Below are 18,558 nucleotides of genomic sequence, written 5' to 3' on the forward strand. Positions count from 1 at the left end.
CGACGACCACCACGAGGAGATCCGCGATGACCGCTCCAGCCAGCACCCCCCTGACCGACCTGACCGGCACCTGGACCCTCGACCCCGCGCACACCCGGATCGGCTTCGCCGCCCGCCACGCGATGGTGACCACCGTGCGCGGCCAGTTCACCGGCGTGCAGGGAACCCTCGAGCTCGACGGCGCCAACCCGACCGCGTCGACCGCGAACGTGACCATCGAGACGGCCACGTTCGACAGCGGCACCCCCGACCGCGACGGGCACGTCAAGTCGGCCGACCTGCTCGACGTCGAGCAGTTCCCGACGATCACCTTCGTCAGCACCGGCGCGAAGACCGGCTCCGACGAGGACAGCTACGTGCTGACCGGAGACCTCACCATCCGCGGCGTCACCCGGCCCGTCGAGCTCGCGATCACGTTCGAGGGCAGCTCCAAAGACCCGTTCGGCAACATCCGGGCCGGCTTCACCGGCGCGACGAGCATCAGCCGCAAGGACTTCGGCATCACGTTCAACGCCGTGCTGGAGACCGGTGGCGTGCTGATCAGCGACAAGATCAAGATCGAGCTGGACGTCTCCGCGATCAAGTCGGTCTGACGTCGGGCCCGCGGCCACAGCCCACGGACCGTGGGCCGCGAGGGCCACGTCGCAGATCACAGAGCGCGGACGGCGGCCTGGAGCACGGCGCGAGGCGCGCACCTCGCGCCGTGCTCCAGGCCGTGTCGTCGACATGTTGCCGAGAGCGCGGACGCGGGCCGCCGCGCTGTGGGACCATCGCTCCCGATCGAGGCCGCGACCAGCCCCGGAGCGAACGGATGAAGGTCCACGTCGACTTCGACCGCTGCGCGAGCAGCGGTACCTGCGTCCAGCTAGTACCCGATGTTTTCGAGCTCGGAGACGACGGCTACCTCTATCTCCGCGACGAGGAGCCCGACGAGGACCTCCGAGACGATCTTGATGAGGCGGCCGAGGCCTGCCCGACCGACGCGATCACCGTCCTCGAGGCCTGATCGGGCGGCTGGGCGTTCATCCCTGGGTTCAGCCCAGGCGGGTCACCGCGACCGTCACGCCGAGGGACGTCGACTCACCGCCCGAGTACACACCCTGCAGGGGCGGCACGTCGTGGTAGTCACGCCCGCGTGCGACGACGACATGCTGTTCACCGGCCGGTACCCCGTTGGTCGGGTCGAAGGCCCACCACTGGCCGAGCCAGCCCTCGACCCAGGCGTGGCTCTGCCCGCTGAGGGTCTCCCCCACCTCGGCGTCCGCCGACGGATGCTGGTAGCCCGACACGTACCGCGCCGGCAGGCCCGCGGCCCGCATCAGCACCAGGGCCAGGTGAGCGAAGTCCTGGCAGACCCCTACCCCCTGCTCCCAGGCCTCGACGGCGGACGTGCGCACCTCCGTCGTCCCGGGCTGGTAGGTCAGCTTCTCCCGCACCCAGTCACCGACGGCGGGCAGGAAGTCCGCGGGGCTGTGGGCGGCGGCGAGCTCGCGGGCCGCCGCGACCAGCTCGGGGTGCTCCGGGGTCGAGGCAGTGGGCCGGACGAACTCGACGAACCTGTCCGCGACGGTGTCGTCGGCGAGATCCCGCCAGCTCGGGACGTCCACCGGCGGCTGCGGCGCGGGCGCCGTCTGCACCACCGAACGCCCGGTGACGACGAGCTCGGTGTGCGGGGTGTGCAGGTCGAAGGCGGTGACCTGGGTCCCCCAGTAGTCCCAGTACCGGTAGGTGGACGAGGCCGGTTCGGTCCGTACCGTGGCTTCCAGCGTCAGCTGGCGGTCCCCGGTCTGGGGGATGATCCGCGCCTCGTTGTACGAGGAGATCACCGGGCTCGCATACCGGTAGCCCGTCGAGTGCTCGATCCGGATCTGCCAGCTCATCGTCGCGTGTCTCCTCGTCCCCTCAGCTCCGTAACCCCCAGCCCCGTACAGCCCAGCCCCGAGAGGCCCGGCACCGCGGCCCACCGGATCCGTGATCGCACAGCGCGGACCCCACAGCGCGGCACACCGGTCGGCCCGGTCGGCCCGGTCAGGCCGGCACCTCGCTGGCCCAGGTATGCGGACTCTCCCGGGCGAAGTAGCGGGCCGTCACGGCCGCGCTCACCGCCGAACAGGTCCGCTGCAGCGCCGCGAGCAGGTCGGGCATCTCCGCGACGAGCTCGTCGATACCGCGGAACTCCAGCTCCGTCCGGGCCCGCCCGACGCTACGGCGCGCGGCGTCGTCCACGGTCGCGCGCACCACCCCACGACCGGTGTCCAGCTCGCCCAGGATCTGTTCGGCGAGCGCCAGCGACCAGTAGATGGACCGTGGGAAGAGCCGGTCCAGCAGCAGGAACTCCGAGACCCGGGCCGCGTCCACGGCCCGCCGGTAGGTCCGCAGGTAGGCCTCGTGCGCACCGCAGGAACGCAGCAGGCTGATCCAGCTCTGCGAGTTGGGGTCCTCACTGATGCTGGACGACAGCAGCCGGGCGGTCATGTCGACCCGCTCGATGCTCCGGCCGAGCACGAGGAAGCGCCATCCGTCGTCACGGGCCAGGGTGGCGTCGACCAGGCCGGCGAGCATCGCCGTGCGATCCCGCACGTAGCGGAAGTAGACGTTCGGCCCCATCCGGCGGGCGAGCTCCTCGGTGTGCGGCAGCTCGTTCCAGGTGGCGTTCAGGCATTCCCAGACCTCGCTGGAGACCACGACACGGGCACCGCGCGCGTTCTCCCGCGCCGCCGACAGCGATCCTCGGATGCTCGACGAGTTCGTGGCGTCGTAGGCGAGCACCTCGGTGACGTACCGTGAGTCCGCGGGTTCGGTGCGGTCGACGACGCCCATGACCGCCAGCAGCTGGGCGCCGGCGGACGTCTCGTCGAGCCACGGGTCCTCCAGCACCCGGTGGACGTGCACGTCGAGGATGCGCGAGGTGCACTCGGCCCGTTCGGCGTAGCGGCCGATCCAGAACAGCGACTCGGCGATGCGGCTCAGCACGCCTGCGCCTCCTCCCCCATCACGCTCGACCGGGCCTGGTTCTGCTGCTCGGACTGCTGTTGCTGCTGCTCGTCGGACGAGTGCGGGCCGAGGTCGGGCCCGGGCGCCACCGACGGGGACGGCCCGGAACGCCGGATCGGCGGCGCGGTCTCCCGCCCGAGCCGTTCCGGGGCGAGCACCCAGGTGTCCTTGGAGCCCCCGCCCTGGCTGGAGTTCACGACCAGGCTGCCGCGGGGCAGCGCGACCCGGGTCAGGCCGCCGGGCAGCACCCAGATCCGGTTCCCGTCGTTGACGGCGAACGGGCGCAGGTCGACGTGCCGGGGGCCGAGCCGGTCGCCGGCGAGCGTCGGCGAGGTGGAGAGCTTCACGACCGGCTGGGCGATCCAGCCGCGCGGGTCGCCCAGCACCCGGGCCCGCAGCTCGGCGAGCTCCGCCTCGGTCGCCTGCGGCCCGATGACGATTCCCTTGCCGCCGGAGCCGTCCACCGGCTTGACCACCAGCGCGTCGAGGTTGTCCAGGACGTGCGCCCGCTGGTCGGGCTCCTCGAGCCGGAAGGTGTCGATGTTGCGCAGGACCGGCTCCTCACCCAGGTAGTAGCGGATGAGGTCCGGGACGTAGGTGTACATCAGCTTGTCGTCGGCGACGCCGTTGCCGACCGCGTTGGCGATCGTCACGTTGCCGGCCCTGGCCACGTTCAGCAGGCCGGCGCACCCGACCATCGACTCCGGGCGGAAGTGCAGCGGGTCGAGCCAGTCGTCGTCGACCCGCCGGTAGATCACGTGCACGGGCTGGTCACCCTCGGTGGTGCGCATCGTGACCCGGTTGTTGCGCACCGACAGGTCCCGGCCCTCGACCAGCTCGACACCCATCTGCCGGGCCAGCAGCGCGTGCTCGAAGTAGGCCGCGTTGTAGACCCCGGGGGTGAGCACGACCACGGTCGGGTCGGCGACCTCGGGCGGCGCCGCCGCACGCAGGGCGTGCAGCAGATGGGTCGCGTAGTCGGCCACCGGACGCACCCGGTGCGTCGCGAACAGCTCCGGGAAGACCCGGGTCATCGCCCGCCGGTTCTCGATGACGTAGCTCACTCCGGACGGGACGCGGACGTTGTCCTCGAGGACCCGGAAGTCCCCGTTCTCGTCGCGGACGAGGTCGATGCCGCTGACGTGGGCACGGACACCGTTCGGCGGGTCGACGCCGTGCGCCGCGCGGTGGAAGTGCGAGCTCGACAACACGAGCCGGCGGGGCACGATGCCGTCCGCGAGCACCTCGGCGGGCCCGTAGACGTCCGCGAGGAACGCCTCCAGGGCGCGCACCCGCTGCACGACACCGCGTTCGATGACGTCCCACTCGTCCCCGGAGAGCAGCCGGGGGACCAGGTCCAGGGGGAACGGGCGTTCCTCCCCGAAGAGGTTGAAGGTGATGCCGGCGTCCCGGAAGGCCCGGTCCAACGCCACCTTGCGGGCAGCAAGGTCGGCGCTGCTCAGCGGCTGGAGCGCGTCGTGCAGGGCGGAGTACACATCCCGGGGGCGGTGGGTCGGGTCGAAGACCTCGTCCCACGCAGCCGCCGCAACGACCTCCGCCGCATACCCCTCGAACAGGTCGGCCACGGGCTGCAGCGTAGGGGTTCCGTGTTACCTCCGCATGTCGGCATCGTCGCTGGTCAGACGATCTTCAGCACACGACGCTCCGGTGCCGGTCCGCCGCCTGCCCACTGGCTGCCCACCAGCTGACCGCGGGCTGCGTGCCGGCTGCGTGCCGGCTGCCGAGCGCCCGTCGGCCATCGGGCGACGCGGGGTGGGCCTCACCGCCGGCCGACGCCGGGCGTAGGCGAGTATGTACCTGCGACCGATGCGACGATGCACCGAATGACGCGGCGAAAGGCGAACGGATGACGACTCTGCTGGTGACCGGAGCTGCCGGATTCATCGGGTCCAACTTCGTCCGGTACTGGCTGGGCACGCACCCGGGCGACCGCGTGGTCGCGCTCGACGCGCTGACCTACGCCGGCTGCCGGGAGAACCTCGCGGACATCGAGGTGGGGATCACCTTTGTCCACGGCGACATCCGCGACCGTGACCGGATCGAGTCCCTGCTGCGTGAGCACCGGGTCGACATCGTCGTGAACTTCGCCGCCGAGTCGCACAACAGCCTCGCGATCATCCGTCCCGGGGACTTCTTCTCGACCAACGTGATGGGCACGCAGGCGCTGCTGGAGGCGGCGCGCACGGTCGGTGTCGCGCGCTTCCACCAGATCTCCACCTGCGAGGTCTACGGCGACATGGATCTCGACGACCCGGGCGCGTTCACCGAGGACTCGCCCTACCTGCCGCGGACGCCCTACAACGCCGCCAAGGCCGGCTCGGACCATGCCGTACGGGCCTACGGGTACACCTACGGGCTGCCGATCACGATCACGAACTGCTCGAACAACTACGGGCCCTTCCAGTTCCCGGAGAAGGTCATCCCGCTGTTCGTGACCCGGGCGCTGCAGGGCGAGTCGCTGCCGCTCTACGCCTCGACGAAGAACCGGCGCGAGTGGCTGCACGTGATCGACCACTGCCGGGCCATCGAGGCGGTACTCGAACGCGGCGCGGTCGGCGAGACCTACCACGTCGGCAGCGGCATCGAGGCCGACATCGAGACCATCGCGGACATGATCCTCGGCGAGCTGGGCCTGCCGGCGTCGCTGAAGACCATCGTGCCCGACCGCCCCTCCCACGATCGCCGCTACCTGCTCGACTCCAGCAAGCTGCGCACCGCGCTCGGGTGGGAGCCCCGGATCAGCTTCGCGGACGGGATGAAGGCGACGATCGGCTGGTACCGCGACAACGAGTCCTGGTGGCGCCCCCTCATCGGGCGCTCCCCGGTCACGGAGACCGCCTGGCAGAGCTGAGCATCGCGGCCAACCGCCCGGCCGGCCTGGTCCACAGGGCCTGATCCAGACCGGCCGGGCGAACGGACGCGAACACGTGGTCACCAAGAGAGACCACACTGTTACCGGCCTATCAAACGGGTATCCCCCCTCGGCAAGAGTGTTCCCGGCTTCTGATCCCGGGTCGGGGGGAACTGCCCCGTTTCCTCGGCCGCGCACGGATTCCGCTGCGCGCCCGCACGGATCACCGGGAGGCACGTCCGTATCCCGGCTGGTCAGGGGCGTGATGCGCAATGGCAACCGCGGTAACGGGCCCGACCGGGTTCCTCGGCCTCCGTCTCGTCCGGGCGCTGCTCGATCGCGATCATGACGATTCGCTGATCCTGCTCGCCCACACCGGATCCACGGCGGCGATCGACCGGCTCTCCTGTTTCCTGACGGCCGCCGGCGCCGGACCGCGCCGGACCGAGGAGCTGCTGCGCCGGGTCCGGATCGTCGACGTCGACGTCGCACGGCCGCGGCTGGGCCTGACCGAGGCCGCCTTCGAGGAGCTGGCCGACCAGATCGACGTCCTGTGGCACTCCGCCGCGTCCACCAGCCTCAGCGGCGAGCTCGCGGACCTGCGGCGGGTGAACGTCGACGGCACCCGGCACGTCCTGGAGCTGGCGGCCGCCGGCGCGCGCCGGCCGGTCGTCCACCATGTGAGCACCGCGTTCGTGGTGGGCCGCAGGTCCGATCCGGTCATCTACGAGGATGACCTCGCCCGGCCCGCGGACGGCTTCGAGACCGACTACGAGCACACGAAGTACGACGCCGAGGTGCTCGTCCACGAATGGTCGGCCGCAACCGGCCGCCCGGCCGTCGTGTACCGGCCGAGCATCCTCGTCACGGACCAGCCGCCGCGCCCCGACCTGCCCGAGCAGACGCTGACGGCCGTCACCCGGGCGATCGTGACCGTCGCCGCGCTGGCCGTCGACCGGGGACTCGGCACCGGCCCGCGGGACCCGGGCCGCGTCCAGACCATCCGCATCGTGGGTAACCCCCGTGCCAGCTGGAACATGATGCCGGTCGAGGACGCCGCCCGGGACATGGTCCGGATCGCGCAGCGGGTCCGCCCGCGCGGGGTCGCCACGTTTCACATCGTGCACGACGAGAACCTGCCGGTCTCGACCCTGTGCGAGCTGCTGGAGAGTCAGCTCGCGGTGCGGATGCAGCTGGTCGCCGACTACCCACGGGATCCGACCGCGATCGAGGAGCTGATCTACCGAATCCCGGGGTTCCCCAGGTACCTGGAACATCGACACGTCTTCGACGACACCCGGGCGCGGACCACGCTGGGTGAGCGGACGTCCGACACCCGGGTCGACCGGGACTACCTGCTGTCCGCGATCGGCGCCGCGACCGCCCCGAGGACTCGCGACGCCCTGGGGGACCAGGATCTCGACCAGGCGCTGTCCGAGCGCCTGCGCGCCGCCCTCGCCCCGGAGGGCGCCCGATGACCGGGCGACCGACGACGGGACGACCGACGACGGGACGGCCGACGACGGGACGGCCGACGACCGGGCGACCGACGACCGGCGCGGCGCGAGTCGGCGCACGTGGCACGGCCCCGGTCGGGACCCGCGGCGCGGCACGGCTCGGGACCCGCGGCGTGGCGCGGCCCGACATCCGCGGCGCCGCACCGGTCGGCCGGCCCTCGTACGGCCCGCCGACCTGGCAGCCGGGGACCCAGCCGGCCGCGTTCACCGGGCCGGAGCTGGCGGCGGCCGCACGCCTGGTACGCGAGCCAGCGCACCTGCTGTCGGTGCCCGGCCGCGGAACCGGACTCGGCCTCGGAGTCGGCGGCCGGATCGGTCCCGGACGTGGATCCGGGCCCACGGTCGTCGCGACGCTGCCGCCGCTGTACCCGGAATGGCTGGGTGACCGCTCGTTCACCGAGACACACCAGGTGCGCTTCCCTTACATCGCCGGCGAGATGGCCACCGGAATCGCCACCACCGGCCTGGTCACGGCGATGGCCCGGGCGCAGATGCTGGGGTTCTTCGGCTCGGGCGGGCTGGCTCCCGACCGGATCGAGGACGCCGTCCGCACCCTGGCCCGGGATCTGGCCGACCGGTCGAACTGGGGCGTGAACCTGCTGCACTCGCCCGGTATCCCGGCGCTGGAGGAGGCCACCGCGGCGATCCTGCTGCGGCACCCGGTTCCCCGCATCTGCGCGTCGGCGTTCATGACGATCACACCGGCCGTGGTCCGCTGTGCCGTGGACGGGCTGCGGCGGGCCCCGGACGGGACGGTGGTTCGCGCCCGCCGGATCTTCGCCAAGATCTCCCGGCCGGAGGTGGCCGAGCAGTTCATGTCGCCCGCACCCGCGGCGGTGCTGCGCACGCTGGCCGCCCGCGGTGAGATCACCGCCGAGGAGGCGGAGCTGGCCGCCGGGATCCCGATCGCGCAGGACATCACCGTCGAGGCCGACAGCGGCGGGCATACCGACGGGCGCCCGCTGGGCGTGCTGCTGCCCGCGGTGCAGGCCACCCGGGACCAGGTCGTGGCGCGTTTCGGCTACCGCGAGCCGATCCGGGTGGGCGCGGCCGGCGGGCTCGGCACGCCCCAGGCGGTCGCGGCGGCGTTCGCGCTCGGCGCGGCCTACGTGCTCACCGGGTCGGTGAACCAGGTGAGCGCCGAGTCCGGGCAGTCCGGGCCGGCGCAGGCGATGCTGGCGTCGGCCGGCATCGCCGACGTGGCGATGGCCCCGGCGGCGGACATGTTCGAGCTCGGCGCGAAGGTCCAGGTGCTGCGCCGCGGCACGATGTACGCGGCCAGGGCCGGTGCGCTCTACGACGCCTATCGCCAGCACCCGTCGCTGGAGGCGATCGACGGCCCGGCCCGGGCCAGGCTGGAGCGGGACGTCTTCGGCGCCACGTTCGACGACGTGTGGGCACGCACCCGCGACTACTGGCAGCAGCGTGATCCCGGCCAGCTCGACCGCGCCTCGCACGATCCGAAACACCGGATGGCCCTGGTGTTCCGGTGGTACCTGGGCAGCTCCGGGCGGTGGGCGCTCGCCGGCGCCACCGACCGGCGCGCCGACTACCAGATCTGGTGCGGGCCGGCGATGGGTGCCTTCAACGACTGGGTCCGCGGCAGCCATCTGGCCGATCCGGCCAACCGGTCCGTCGTCCAGATCGCGCTCAACCTGCTCGAGGGCGCCGCCGTGCACACCCGGTTCCAGCAGCTGCGTGCCTGTGGGCTCCCGATGCCGGTCGCGCGGTTCGCCCCCCGCCCCCTCGAACCGCGATAGGCCGACGTTCGCGACCAGACGGTGGGAACGGAACAGACGGCGACAGGCCGGCGGACAAGGAGGATGACCAGATGTCGGACGCCGAACGCGCCCCACAGCCCCCGATCGCGGTGGTCGGCGTCGGGGCCATCATGCCGGGATCGACCGACGCCGCGGGCTTCTGGACCTCGATCATCCGCGGTGAGGACCTGATCACGACGGTCCCGCCGTCCCACTGGCTGGTCGACGACTACTACGACCCGGACCCGACCACGCCGGACAAGACCTACGTCCGTCGCGGGTCCTTCCTGCCCACTGTGGCCTTCGACCCGACCCGGTTCGGCATACCGCCCAACATCATCCCCGCGACGGACACGGCCCAGCTCTTCGCGCTGCTGGTGGCCGACCAGACCCTTCGCGACGCCCTGGGCGACCGGTACGACTCCGCCGACCGCAGCGGCATCGGGATCATCCTCGGCAGCGGGAACCTGGAGCTGCTGACCGAGGTCTCCACCCGGCTGGGCCGGCCCACCTGGCTGCGGACCCTGCGCGAGCTGGGCTACCCGCCCGAGGAGGCGGAGCGGATCTGCCAGCGCATGCTCCGGGACTATCCGCAGTGGCAGGAGGCCACCCTGCCGGGCGGTCTGGGCAACATCGTCGCGGGCCGGGTCGCGAACAAGCTTGACCTGCACGCGGTGAACTACACCGTCGACGCGGCCTGCGCGAGTTCGCTGGCGGCCGTCTCCGCCGGCGTGAACGAGCTGGTCCTGGGCCGCGCCGACATGATCATCGCCGGTGGGGTGGACGCGCTGAACAACCCGACCACCTTCGTCAGCTTCTCCAAGACACCGGCGCTGTCCCCGTCCGAGGACTGCCGGCCCTTCTCCGCCGCGGCGGACGGGACGCTGCTCGGCGAAGGGGTCGGCATGGTCGCGCTCAAGCGGCTCGCCGACGCGCAAAGTGACGGTGACCGGATCTACGCGGTCATCCGGGGCATCGGGTCGTCGTCCGACGGCCAGGGCCAGGCGATCTACGCGCCGGCGATCGGCGGCCAGGTCCGCGCGGTGCGGGCCGCCTACGCCGACGCCGGGTACGGGCCGGACACGGTCGAGCTGGTCGAGGCACACGGTACGGGCACACCGGTCGGAGATCGGATCGAGGTGAACGCGCTGTCCGAGGTGTTCGGGGAGAGCGGGCGTCCCGATCGGCGCTGGTGCGCGCTGGGGTCGGTGAAGTCGCAGATCGGGCACACGAAGTCGGCGGCCGGAGCGGCCGGCCTGCTCAAGGTCGTGCTCGCCCTGCACCACCGGGTGCTCCCCCCGACCATCAAGGTCGGCGAGCCGAACGCCGACCTCGATCTCGAGTCCGGGCCGTTCTACCTGAACACGGTCAGCCGGCCGTGGCTGCGCACAGCCGCCTATCCGCGCCGTGGCTCGGTGTCGAGCTTCGGCTTCGGCGGCATCAACTTCCACATCGCGGTCGAGGAGGCCCCGGATCCGGTCGACCGGCCGGATGGCGACGCGCCCGCGTCGTTCCGTTCCACCGAGTCGTCCCGTTCCGCCGCGTCGTCCCGTTCCGCCGCGTCGCCCCGTTTCACGGTGTCGACGTCCACGCATCGGTCCTGGCCCGGTCCCGGCAGCGAGCTGATCCTGTTCTCCGCCGAATCCCCGGAGGATCTCCTGCGGGCCGTCCGCGCGGTTGAGGCGCGCCCGCCAGCCGAGGTCGCCCGCGAGCGTGCCGCCGACTTCGACCCTCGCCACCCCGCCCGGCTCGCGGTGGTCGCGAACACCACCGAGTGCCTCACCGACGCACTCGACCAGGCGGCGAACCTGATCGCCCAGCGGCCAGGGCAGTCCTTCACCAACCCGCGGGGCGTGCACTACGCGGCCGGCGCGCCACCATCCGCGCGGCCGGTCTTCCTCTTCCCCGGCCAGGGCAGCCAGTTCAGCGGGATGGGCGTGGACGTGGCCGTGCGCTACCCGGCCGCGAAGGCGGTCTGGGACCGGTTCGGCGACCTGAAGATCGGCGAACCGGCGAACGGCGGCCCCGCGAACGGCAGCGCGGCCGGCGGCAGCGCGGCGAACGGCTCGGACACGCTGCGGCGGGTCGTCTTCCCGCCGCCGGCGTTCACCACCGCCGAACGCGCGGCGCACCGGGACGCGCTGACCGCGGCCGCGCAGCCCGCCATCGCCGCCCACTCCCTGGCCCTGCTCGCGGTGCTGGCGTCCTACGGCGTCGAGCCGGCCGCGGTGGCCGGGCACAGCTTCGGTGAGCTCACCGCCCTGCACGCGGCCGGGGTCTTCGACGCGGACCAGCTCATCCGGCTCGCCCACTTCCGCGGTGAGCTGATGCGCCGGACCATCGCCACGACACCGGGCCGGATGCTCGCCGTGTCGGCCGCGCGCGACGACGTGATCTCCGTGATCGACGGGGCCAGGCTCTCCGAGGTGTGGCTGACGAACCACAACGCTCCCCGCCAGGTCGTCCTCTCCGGCTCCGGCGAGTGCCTGGAGGCCATGCGCGAACGGCTCGCCGCCGACGGCGTCACCACCCGTTGGCTGGACACGGCCACGGCCTTCCACTGCCCGCTGGTCCGCGCGGCCCGCGATCCGCTGCGACGGTTCCTCGACGACGTGCCGATGCGCCCGCCGCGGATTCCGGTGCACGCCGGGCTCGACGGAAGGCCGCACCCCGACGACCCGGAGCTGATCCGCGACCGGATCGCCGAGCAGCTCACCTCGCCCGTGCTGTTCCTCGACGAGATCGAGGCCCTGTACACGTCCGGGGCGCGGGTGTTCGTCGAGGTCGGCCCCGGTTCCACGCTGACCGGGCTGGTCGGGCAGATCCTCGATGGCCGTGAGCACGTCGCCGTCAGCCTGGACCGCCCCGGGCAGGACGGTGACGCGTCGCTCCAGTCCGCGCTGGGCCTGCTGGCCGTGCACGGCGTGCCCCTCGACCTGCGTCTGGTCACGGACGCACCGCGACCCGCGACGCCGACCCGGAGGCCGGTGATGACGATGGAGATCGACGGAGCGAACTACGGGCATCTGGGCATGTCGACCGGGTCACGCGAGGCGCAGGTCGCCGCCGGCTCTGTCACGGTGCCATCGAACGGGACCGGTAACGGGCACTATCCGACGCGCGGCCTGTCCTCGCCGGCACCGGTCACGCCGCCGCGGCCGTCCCCCACCCCGGCGGAACCGACGCCATCGCCGCAGGCCACGGCACCGCGACAGACCACGGCGTCTCCGGAGGCGATGGCACCGCCCGAGACAACGGCACCGCCCGTGAGCACGGCACCGCCCGCGACCATGGCGTCTCCGGAGCCGATGGCACCGCCGGAGGCCATGGCACCGCCGGACGCGATGCCGCTACCGGAGCCCGTTTCGACGTCTGAGCCCATGGCGGTGCCCAGGGCGACGCCGGCGCCGGGGGCGATCGACATGTCGGGATCGGCCTGGTCGGCCGCACTCGTCGACGTACACCGGCGGACCACGGAGGCGCACACCGCCTTCGCGCAGCTCATGACCGAGGCACACCTGGAGTTCCTGCGCATGTCGGGCACTGCCTTCACCTGGCTGCTCGCCGGGCAGGACGAAGCGGGCGCCGGGGACGTCCTGTACACCGAGGCTGCGTCCAGCCCGCCGGCACCGCTCGCCCCCGCCCCTGTCCCTGCCCCCATCGCGGCACCCGTCGCGGCCCCCGCCCAGGTAGCCCCGGGGCCGGCCGCCCCTGCCCAGGAAGCACCCAGCCCCGCGCCCGTCAGCGCGCCCTCCGGCACCCCGACGAGCGCGGCACCGGATGTGGCGGTGCAGCCGCCGGAGACCAGCGAGGCCACGCCGCCCATGGCCGCACCGGATCCCGAGGAGATCGCACGGCTGCTGATCGACACCGTGGCCGAGCGCACCGGTTATCCGGTCTCGGTGCTCTCGCTGGACATGGAGATGGAGAACGACCTCGGCATCGACTCGCTGAAGAAGATCGAGATCCTGTCCGCGCTGCGCCAGCACGCGGGCGACGCGGTGCTCGACATGAGCGAGGGCGACAACATCGCCGAGCTGGGCGCGGCCCGGACACTGCGCGACGTGGTGGAGCTGATCCGCCGGCACATCGACGAGGCTGCCGGGGGCGAAGCCGGAGCCGCGGCCGGTACCGGCCCGACGACGAACGAGGCGACCGGCGACCAGAACATCCAGGTGGGGCAGCCGAACGGGCAGCAGCCGGCCCCCGACGACCCGGCCGCACCGGCCGCCGGGGGTGAGGCCCCCTTTCGAGGCGGCGCGCCAACCGGTCAGGGCGGAGGCGGATCCGACGACGCGGCCGGGCTGACCGCCTCGGTCGAGGCCCTCGTCCGGGCACCGGCTCCCGGACTGGCGCTGCCTGGGCTGGGCCTGGGACCCCTGGTGATCGTCGACGGCGGGAGCGGGGTGGCCGCACCGCTGGCGGACCGGCTGCGGGCGGCCGGCCTCGACGTGACGGTCCGGGGCGGTGACCAGCCGAAGCCGGACGGCACGTCGCCCCCGGGCGGTGAGCTGTCCCCGGACGGCATACTGCCCGCCGAGACCGGTGGCCTGATCCTGCTCGGCGCGCTGGCCGAGCTCGGCGCCACCCAGCCGGCGCAGCCGGCAGCGGTGGCGGCCCTGGCGGTTCAGGAGGAGTCCTTCCGCTGGGTGCGCGCGGCCGCCGCCACCGCCGTGGCCCGCGCCGGCGTCCTCGTGACCGTCCAGGACACCGGTGGCGACTTCGGGCTGTCCGGCCGCCACGGCGACCGGGCCTGGCTCGGCGGTCTGGCCGCGTTGGCCCGCGCCGCGGGCACCGAGTGGCCGGAGACGTCGGTGAAGGCCATCGACTGTGAGCGGGGTGGGCGGGACGCCGGCCAGGTGGCCGCCGCCATCGCGCAGGAGGTGCTCTGGGGCGGCGCCGAACGGGATGTCGGGCTGTCGGCCGGCGGCACCCGTGTCGCCGCTCGCACCGTGCCGGCCCCGCTCGCGACGTCCGGGGCAGACCGGACCGGGGAGAGCCCGCAGGCGGGGCTGCGCCTCGGCCCCGACTCGGTGGTGGTCGCCACCGGCGGGGCTCGCGGGATCACCGCCGCCGCCATGCTGGAACTGGCGCGGCGCTACCGCCCGCGGCTGGCGCTGCTGGGTCGCACCAGGCTGGCGGACGAGCCGGCGGGCCTGGCGGCGGCGACGGACGAGGCCGGGCTGATCCAGTTGTTGGCGTCCCAGCGCGGTCCGGAGGTGGGACCGGCGCGGATCCGCGCCGAGGCGCGCGAGGTGCTCGCTGTCCGCGAGGTGCGTGCCACCCTCGCCGCGCTGGCGGAGCTCGGCGTCCCGGCCCGCTACCTGGTCGCCGACGTACGCGACGCCGACGCGGTGTCGGCGGCGCTCGGCGAGGTCCGGCGGGAGTGGGGGCCGGTGACCGCGTTCGTCCACGGCGCCGGAACACTCGCGGACAAGCTCATCCCCGACAAGTCGGACGAGGCGTTCCACCGGGTGCTCGCCACGAAGGCCGGTGGCCTGCTGACCATGCTCACCCAGCTGCGTGACGACCCACTCGACCTGATCTGCCTGTTCTCCTCGGTGACCGGCTGGTTCGGGAACGCCGGCCAGTGCGACTACGCGATGGCCAACGCCACTGTGGATCAGGTGGCCTCGGTGCTCGCGGCGGGCGGGGATGCCGCGCGCCCCGGCGACGGCCGGGCGGACGATCAGTCGGGTGATCGGGCGGACGATCGCGGCGATCGGGTGGTCCGGTCGATCGCCTGGGGGCCGTGGGCCGGGGGCATGGTCGACCCGCTGCTCGCCGGCGTGTTCGCCCAGGCCGGTGTCGCGGCCATCCCGGTCGCCCGGGGCGCCGCCGCCTTCGCCGACGAGATCGCCCGGCACCGGCCGGATCCCCGGATCATGATCGCCGCGTCGGGCCCGAACGCCACCAGCGTTGATCATCTGGACGGCCTCGACCGGTCCGACGACAAGGCCGACGGTGACAGCTGGGCGAGGGCCGGGCTGCTGGGGCAGGTCACCGTGCGCCGGCAGACCCATTCCTGGCTTTCGGACCACAGCCCGGCCGGCACGGCGGTGGCGCCGCTGGCGCTGGCCCTCGACTGGCTGGCGCGGGGGGCACGGGCCAGCACCCGCGACGTCGAGTCCGGCCTGCTCCTGCGGGACCTGCGGGTGCTGCGCAAGGCCTCGCTCCCCCACCTGGCCGACCAGGGCCACCACCTGCTTGTCCGCGCCGACACAGCCGACGCGGCCGGCGCACCCGAGCGGGCGGGCACGCCCGGCCCGCCGGAGCTGGTCCTACGGCTGTACGGCGATGACGGCGCGCCCCGGTACTCCGCGCGGCTGACCCGCCAGCCCGACCGCGGACGCGGGCCGTCCGGGCCGTCCGGGGCGGCCGGGGCGGCCGGCTCCACCGACGGTTCCTGGCCGACTCCGGACGGGCTGATCCCCGGCGGCCCGGATCAGGACCAGACCCGCATCTACGCCCAGGACGCCCTCTTCCACGGCCCCCGTTTCCAGGCCATCACCGAGATGACGGCCATGTCCGAACAGGGCGCCGAGGCCGTCGTCGTCGGGGTCGACGCGCTGGACTGGGGCGGCGGCGCCGACTGGTATCTCGACGTCGCGGCCTTGGACGGCGGGATGCAGCTCGCCGGTGTCTGGGCCTGGCGGGTGCTCGGCGGCGCCCTGCCGGTGGCCGTCCGGGAGTGCCGCATCCACCAGCCCGGCCTGCTGACCCGGCCGGCCCGCGCGGTCGTGCTGGCGGCGGGGATGAACGGCGACAGCGTCACCTTCTGCGATGTCGCGGTCGTCGACGACGACGGTGCCGCCCGGATCGAGCTGATCGGCGTGGAACTGGTCCTGCGGCCCGACCGGGTGAAAACCGCCCAGGGGGTCCGCCCGCGGGTCTAGTCGACGACGCGCAGCGCGGCCGGGACGTCCATCCGGCGCACACGCCGCGCGGCCAGCAGGGGGGCTGCCGCCACCGTCAGCACCCCGAGCAGCAGGCTGGTGGCCACCGTCCGCGCGGACAGGGTCGCCGGGATCCCGAGGTCGGGCAGGGTCTCGGCGACCAGCACCTCGACCGTGTACCGAAGCGCCCAGTAGCCGGCGAGCAGGCCGAGCAGCGTCCCGAGCAGGCCGATGAGGGCGCTCTCGGCCACGGTCAGGCCGAGCACGGTGCGCGCCGGCAGGCCGAACGCCAGCATGGTCGCGTGTTCGCGGCGGCGTTCCTCCATCGCGATGGTCATCGCGTTGTAGGCGATGAGCAGGGCGAGCAGGAGCACCACGAGCTCGGCGATCCGCAGGATGCCGACGAAGTTGCGCAGCAGGGAGCGGATCTCCTCGATGCTCGCCGTGGCCGGCACGACGGCGCCGGCGCCGGGGACGGTGAGGATCGCCCTCGTCGCCGCCGTCTCGTCGTAGCCGGGCGCGGGCCGGACCATCAGCGAGTTCGTCTCGCCGGCGAGGTTGAACGCGCCGGCAGACCCGCTGTCGAGGAACACCACCGAGCGCACCGGGAAGGCGTGGATGCCGGCCACCCGCACCGGTGTGTCGACGGACCGCAGCCCGCCGCCCACCCGGGTCGGATGGCGCAGTGTCAACGTGTCCCCGGGCTCGACGCCCAGGTCCTCCGCGGCCTTCTGCGCGATGAGCAGACCACCGGTCGCAGCGCCCTTGGTCACCCGCGGGGTCCACATCGCGTCGTGGTAGGCGAAGACGTAGGTGATCACATTCACGCCGTCACCAGCTCCGGGCGCGGCGCCGGCACCCGCGGGCAGCAGTTGTCCCGGCAGTGCCAGGCCGGTGTCGACCTCCGCGACCGCGGGCAGGCGGCGGACGGCGGCGACGGTCGGCCCGTCCACCGGCTCCACCGCGGGCAGCGTCACGCGTAGGCGGTCCCGGGCGCCGGTGGTCAGCTCCGCCTCGGCGCGATCGGTCGTCCCGGTGAACGTGTCGAGCTGACCGGTGAACACGACAAGGGCGGTGATGGCCGCCGCGATGCCCAGGGCGGTCAGCAGCGTCCGGCGCGGGGTTCGGGCCAGGTTGCGCACCGGCATCCGCCGAATGCTCCCGCCGGGTGACGGCAGCCGCCGCGCGGCCCGCACCAGTGAGCTGGAGCGCGCGGCGACCGCCGTGACCCGGATCGCCTCGACCGGCTCCGAGCGCACCACCCGCAGGACCGGCCCGACGGCGGCCAGCAGTGGGAGCACCAGCCCGATCACCGCGGCTCGGGCGAAGATCGAGGCCTGGAAGTCGGTATGCCAGTAGGGCAGCGGGCCGATGTCGCGCATCAGCGAACCCATGGCGGCGGCGACCAGGAGCCCGACGCCGATGCCGGCGACGACGCCGAGCACGGCCACCTGCACGCCCAGCAGCAACGGCCGCAGCGCGAGCAGGCCGGGACGCACGCCAAGTGCCATCGCGATGCCGATCTCCCGGCGCTGGGCGTCGACCGCCCGGCCGACCAGGTTGAACGCGGCGAAGACCGCACCGGCCAGCACGAGGACAGCCAGCACATCCCACAGGCGCTGGTCACTGTCGATCGCGTCGTAGAGCAGTCGGTAGGACGCCAGTTCGCCCCGGTCCGTGACGGTGGTGCTTACGTCCGGGAATGTCGCGGCCAGCGCGCCGGACAGTTCCACCCGCACGGTGTCGACATCGGTGCCCGGACGGACGGTGAGCACCACGTCGTTGACCCGGCCAGGCAGGCCAGCCAGGCGCTGCGCGGTCGGGAGCGAGGTGAACAGCGCGGCGAACCCGGTCTGGGTGATCAGACCCGGCTGATCCCCCGGCAGGACGAAGGACTCGGGCGACTGACCCTGCCCGACGTAGGTGACCTCGGCCCCGCCGCTGATCTGGACAGTTCCGCTCGCCGGCAGGTGGTTCGCGTGGCCGAACGTGCGATCCAGCACGCCGACGGGCCGCCCGGGCGCGGACACGCCGCTCGCGGACGCGCCGAGCCCGTGGCCGACCTCGACCGCCACGGAGTCGACCGGCGGTGACGCGGTCAGATCGCTCCCGACGACCTCGCCGCGCGCGAGGACGTCCCGGTCGCCGGCGGTCACCTCGACCTCGGCCGGGAAGATCAGCCGCTCGACGACGCCGGCCACATCCGGCGCGCTCGGCAGGGAGCGGACGAGACCGGCGAGCCGGCCCTGCTCGACCGTGCTCCCGGCGTTCAGGTGCGCGCGCAGGTCGTGGACGTGGAGCTGGGCGAAGCTGGCGTCGTAGGACTGCCGCCGCCACTGCGAGGAGCTGGACAGCCCGGCGTACAGGCCGGTGCCGAGACCGATCGTGACGGCCAGCGCGAGCACCAGCAGCCAGCGCTGGCGCAGGTCCCGCCACGACCAGCGCAGCCACAGCGCCACCGACCCGACCGCTGCCGACCGGTTCGCCGCCGACCGCTCCCCCGTCGATCCGACCCCCAC

At 73.3% G+C, this 18,558-nt stretch carries 10 protein-coding genes; 6 read left to right on the forward strand and 4 right to left on the reverse strand.

The features are described 5' to 3' along the window. Positions 1-26 precede the first annotated feature (26 nt). Entirely contained in the window at positions 27-593 is a 567-nt protein-coding gene (locus tag AWX74_RS01675) for a YceI family protein (RefSeq protein WP_006538890.1), read from the forward strand. A gap of 218 nt (positions 594-811) precedes the next feature. After that, positions 812-1,006, forward strand: a complete 195-nt coding sequence (locus tag AWX74_RS01680) for a ferredoxin (protein WP_091270787.1) — start codon at positions 812-814, stop codon at positions 1,004-1,006. A 28-nt stretch (positions 1,007-1,034) separates the two neighbouring features. Here the strand turns inward: AWX74_RS01680 and AWX74_RS01685 are convergent, their stop codons facing one another. The 3 genes from AWX74_RS01685 to AWX74_RS01695 all read right to left on the reverse strand — a co-directional run bounded on the left by AWX74_RS01685 (position 1,035) and on the right by AWX74_RS01695 (position 4,580). Further along, positions 1,035-1,880 carry a transglutaminase family protein gene (locus AWX74_RS01685; RefSeq protein ID WP_091270789.1) on the reverse strand — a complete coding sequence of 282 codons (846 nt, stop codon included), beginning with the start codon at positions 1,878-1,880 and terminating at the stop codon, positions 1,035-1,037. A 148-nt stretch (positions 1,881-2,028) separates the two neighbouring features. Then, positions 2,029-2,973: an alpha-E domain-containing protein gene (locus AWX74_RS01690; RefSeq protein WP_054566967.1), complete on the reverse strand. Its 945-nt coding sequence runs from the start codon at positions 2,971-2,973 to the stop codon at positions 2,029-2,031. After that, entirely contained in the window at positions 2,967-4,580 is a 1,614-nt protein-coding gene (locus AWX74_RS01695; RefSeq protein ID WP_091270791.1) for a circularly permuted type 2 ATP-grasp protein, read from the reverse strand. The genes AWX74_RS01690 and AWX74_RS01695 overlap by 7 nt, the downstream gene beginning before the upstream one ends. Positions 4,581-4,861: 281 nt before the next feature. On the opposite strand from AWX74_RS01695, the gene rfbB reads away from it, so the two are divergent. The 4 genes from rfbB to AWX74_RS01715 all read left to right on the forward strand — a co-directional run bounded on the left by rfbB (position 4,862) and on the right by AWX74_RS01715 (position 16,039). Further along, positions 4,862-5,866: a dTDP-glucose 4,6-dehydratase gene (rfbB, locus tag AWX74_RS01700; RefSeq protein ID WP_091270792.1), complete on the forward strand. Its 1,005-nt coding sequence runs from the start codon at positions 4,862-4,864 to the stop codon at positions 5,864-5,866. Positions 5,867-6,138: 272 nt separating this feature from the next. After that, the gene (locus AWX74_RS01705; protein WP_091270794.1) at positions 6,139-7,344 is read left to right on the forward strand and encodes an SDR family oxidoreductase; all 1,206 of its coding nucleotides are present in this window, start codon (positions 6,139-6,141) and stop codon (positions 7,342-7,344) included. Positions 7,345-7,496: 152 nt separating this feature from the next. After that, positions 7,497-9,143 (forward strand): PfaD family polyunsaturated fatty acid/polyketide biosynthesis protein, encoded by a 1,647-nt coding sequence (locus AWX74_RS01710; RefSeq protein ID WP_242666021.1) that lies wholly within the window; start codon positions 7,497-7,499, stop codon positions 9,141-9,143. 71 nt (positions 9,144-9,214) lie between these two features. After that, on the forward strand, positions 9,215-16,039 hold the full coding sequence (locus AWX74_RS01715; protein ID WP_091270798.1) for a type I polyketide synthase: 6,825 nt from the start codon (positions 9,215-9,217) through the stop codon (positions 16,037-16,039). Here the strand turns inward: AWX74_RS01715 and AWX74_RS01720 are convergent. Then, on the reverse strand, positions 16,036-18,558 hold the full coding sequence (locus AWX74_RS01720; RefSeq protein WP_091270800.1) for an ABC transporter permease: 2,523 nt from the start codon (positions 18,556-18,558) through the stop codon (positions 16,036-16,038). The genes AWX74_RS01715 and AWX74_RS01720 overlap by 4 nt on opposite strands.

The organism is Parafrankia irregularis, assembly GCF_001536285.1.
GTDB lineage: Bacteria > Actinomycetota > Actinomycetes > Frankiales > Frankiaceae > Parafrankia > Parafrankia irregularis.